The sequence below is a fragment of the Candidatus Woesearchaeota archaeon genome (assembly GCA_003694805.1).
GTDB lineage: Archaea > Nanobdellota > Nanobdellia > Woesearchaeales > J110 > J110.
In genome coordinates this window covers 1-3,681 of record RFJU01000167.1, presented here as the reverse complement: position 1 = coordinate 3,681, position 3,681 = coordinate 1, and the positions used below count along the sequence as shown (strand labels likewise).

The 3,681-nt window shown below is 51.5% G+C and carries 5 protein-coding genes; all 5 read left to right on the top strand.

The features are described from left to right. Positions 1-308: 308 nt before the first annotated feature. The 5 genes from D6783_06050 (at position 309) to D6783_06030 (ending at position 3,438) form a co-directional block, all read left to right on the top strand. Positions 309-518: a hypothetical protein gene (locus tag D6783_06050; protein RME52035.1), complete on the top strand. Its 210-nt coding sequence runs from the start codon at positions 309-311 to the stop codon at positions 516-518. Beyond that, positions 515-1,480 carry a hypothetical protein gene (locus tag D6783_06045; protein ID RME52034.1) on the top strand — a complete coding sequence of 322 codons (966 nt, stop codon included), beginning with the start codon at positions 515-517 and terminating at the stop codon, positions 1,478-1,480. Before D6783_06050 ends, D6783_06045 begins: the two co-directional genes overlap by 4 nt. 50 nt (positions 1,481-1,530) lie before the next feature. Continuing rightward, the gene (locus D6783_06040) at positions 1,531-2,475 is read left to right on the top strand and encodes a hypothetical protein (protein RME52033.1); all 945 of its coding nucleotides are present in this window, start codon (positions 1,531-1,533) and stop codon (positions 2,473-2,475) included. A gap of 43 nt (positions 2,476-2,518) precedes the next feature. After that, on the top strand, positions 2,519-3,049 hold the full coding sequence (locus D6783_06035) for a hypothetical protein (protein ID RME52032.1): 531 nt from the start codon (positions 2,519-2,521) through the stop codon (positions 3,047-3,049). A gap of 116 nt (positions 3,050-3,165) precedes the next feature. Next, on the top strand, positions 3,166-3,438 hold the full coding sequence (locus tag D6783_06030; GenBank protein RME52031.1) for a hypothetical protein: 273 nt from the start codon (positions 3,166-3,168) through the stop codon (positions 3,436-3,438). The last annotated feature ends 243 nt before the right edge of the window (positions 3,439-3,681 follow it).

Sequence of the window (3,681 nt, the reverse complement as noted above, 5' to 3'; positions counted from 1 at the left end):
TCATGGGGAGAACCCTACCTCTTTAACATCTCAAAAACGCCCATCCACCACGCATACGGCAACTGCACAGGAACGTCGGAAGCGTGGAGAGTTGGCGAACAACTCATCAGCATCCCCCTCTCCCAACAACAATACGACACAGCCGTCATCTCCCTGCGCCTCTGCAAGAACTAACAACCCTTCAGCAAGCACCCCGACAAACAACACATCGCCAATCACGTCACCAGCGAAACAACCCACACCCCCGTCTAACAAAGCGAAAGCTACTTAAAACCAACCATTCACAAACTGTATCGAAGAAGCGGAACATGAAAGAAACAAGGCAAACACTCCGTTCGCAACAACGCCGCCGTTCCCCGCGCAAAAAGAACGCAGCCTCACAACACTTCCCACACGCTTCTCCTCGCACTGGCAAACTCACGGCCCAGCAGCTCGTCATCCTCATCCTCCTCGTTGTTATAGCGGTAATCATCGTTCGATTCGGCTACTACCTCGCAACGAGAGCAGGTGCCCCGTGAATACAAAAGCACTCGCCGCGTCCACACTCACCCTCCTCATCCTCTTCCTTGTAGGCTTCATCATCCTCGCAGGCGTTGTCATCAAAGTCCTCCCGTCTATTTTAAAAGCTTCCGACAGGGAGGCCTGCATTCTCAGTATACAAGCAAGAAAATACACGACGATAGGCCCATTTCAATCTCCCATCTCTCCTGAATGCGAAACGTTCTATGCAACTGTTAAAGACAAGGAACTCGAACTCTACACACTCCAGGTGAACAAGCTCCTCAGATTCCTCAACAAAGAAGGGAAACACGTGGTCAAGCGCAAAAAATACGACGCCCTCACCGAGGACGAACTCTACCCCCTACTCGCTGAAGAACTGCGCCTGTGCTGGTACCAATTCCTCCAAGGCAAACAACCAATCCTCAAAGAAGAATTTCTTTCGTGGGGAAATAATGAACGTTTCTGTTTCATCTGCGACGAGATAACCTTCGAAACAACCAAGCTACGACAATTTGACAATTTTTTGGACTATCTCAAAAACACGTCCATCAAAGGCGGCACAACGACATATTACGACTACATCACAACAAGCGAGATCGTCAACGACTTCTACCGCTTCACCAAAGAAAAACAAAAAGCGCTGGAAAAAGAAATGGGGCCTTCTTACGCGCAAAAACTCAACCTATCATCCGACTGGTGGGAGAACTTTGCCACCCTCTCAAACATCCCTGTGAAGGAACCTATTTCAACCAATGAAACACTCTACCTTGTCTTCATCAGGGAAGGAGACGGCTACCTCTTTCGCAACGCCAGAACGTATGCAGGACTGGCCTCGTTTCCACCACAAATTCGCGACAATTTTGAACGCTTTGTAAAAAAATCACACGTAACCGATGGAGGAGCGACCCTCTGGGTTGGGTGGATGAACCTAACCACCCTTCAACAAAAGAGCACCTGCTCAAGAACACTCTCAGGGTGACAAGAGAACGAAACCCACACTAACAAAAACACGTAACAAAACCACGCGCCATGAACACCACAACGTCCCGCCTAGCAACCCTCACCCTCTCCGTTGTTGCCATCATCATCCTCTCTTTCCTTCTCTACAAACTCTTCACAGGACTGGGAACGACCCTGGAAAACGCTGATTGTACCGCTCAAATCACGTCCCATTCCCTCATCGCCAAACTCGGCAGGAAGGTCTACCTCCCCATCAACTGCCCCACCACGGAGAAGCATTACGACGCCTCCGCAACGCAAGAAGAAATACGACACGACATCGCAGAAGAATTTCGCCTCTGCGCCAACCGCTGGAGACTCAAAGATGGCCTCGAACTCTTCCCGGAAGAAGGAATCTACTGCCACTACTGCAGCTATATCGATTTTCGCGAAACAAACCAGCCCCTCACCAAACTCTACCAGTATCTCGCCACGAAAAAACCGAAAAACAGTAAAAAAACCTACCTTGACCTCATCTCGCCCGAACTAACACAGGACGCAGAGCAGGAACTCGCAGACGTACTCACGCGCCTCTCCCTGCAACCAGGCGACAAAACCATCCTGATGCAGGACTCCTACCCGCCAAACACAGAATACGCCCTCCTTCACGTCTACGCAAAAGGAGATGCAAGCCTCAAAAAAATTAAAGAATACCTCCTCTGGAGAACGACGGTAGGCAAACTCGCAGGAGCTTCAGGACTTGCCCTGGGCGTCGTCGCCACTGGCGTGGGCGGCGTGGCGGCCATTACTATACTGGGAACGCCGGTAGGGTGGGCAATAGGCATAGGCGTCGGCGCCGGTGTTTTAGTTTATTCAGGCTTCCAAGCACTCGCCTACTTCTTCACGCCCGCTGCTGAGCCAGAACACGCCCAATTCATCTTCTTCACCCCCCTCGACAAAGAAAACATCAAAAACATTGGGTGTCAATACGCTTTCGCAACCAAGCACCGAACAGAAGGCTTTTATACAACGTAAACCCTCAAGCAAAAACAAAAAAACACAACGCGGTCCGCGTCAAATGAACACAAATAACCCTCACCACACAAGCAACAACACACGCCACCCCTGCCATAAAACCTCCGCCAAGGCATTGCGCTCCACGACAACCACCGCCAAACGAGGCGTTTTCGCAACCAGCCACTTCATTGAAATAATCCTCGTCGCAGCCCTGCTCATCATCCTCCTACTCGTCTTTCTCGCGACGAAAACAGAAGGAGAATCGGTCCTGGAAAAAATACGCTCCATCCTCACCTTCGGCTTTGGAACGGTACTGATCCATAGCAAACGCGCCAGGAGCAAACGAGGAACGAAACCACACCAAAACAGGAGAAACCCAGCAACCAAGAGACGGCCCGCACCCGACACCCCAGATGCTCAACACGCCTCCCGTCACTCCCGCCGGGCGGGAAACACGAGGGGAATGCAATGGAGCGTGATTGGCTCGCTCATCCTCGGCACGGCAGCCCTCCTCGTCCTCCTCGTCCTCGCATCAGGCGGCTTTCGCAAGCTAACGCAAGCTATTCTCTCAGCCCTCAGAAACCTCCTCTAAATCCTCCCCTTCTCAACACGGAATACCACCTTCCCTCACCACCCAAAAAACCCCCACCGAAATGTTTAAATATACCCTTCACGAGAAAGGCAACAAAAAATAGAAAAGGATTCGCAATGACAAAACAAGGAGAGGGCCTCAGCATGGGCGTCATCATCGTCGCAGCCCTTGGCCTCCTCGTCCTCGTCATCCTGGCAACACTCATACTCCGTGCAGGAGGACAAATAGGGAGAGGAACGAGCTGCGAAGCAATACAAGGGGCGTTCTGCGCAGAAGATGACGGAACGGCCGATACGTGCCCTCAAGGATTCATTAAAGACGTAACACGACCCTGTGCCGACGAAGGAAGCGTCTGCTGCACGCCTTCCCCAGTCCAAGAAACAGGATAAGTCAAAACACTTTCGAAAAAAAAACAACCTCTCCGTTGGCAAGTGCCTCCCGAACCGTGCCTCCCACCTGAGAAGCACGGGACACGCAGACGCAGGATCGCACGAATACGAAAAAAGAACAATGAAAAAAAAGCATACGCACCCTGAGAAGCGAGGCGTCGAGATGTCGCTCAATGTCATCGTCACTGCAGCAATCATTCTCCTCGTTGCCATCATCCTCGTCTACCTCGTCTCCCAAGGCCT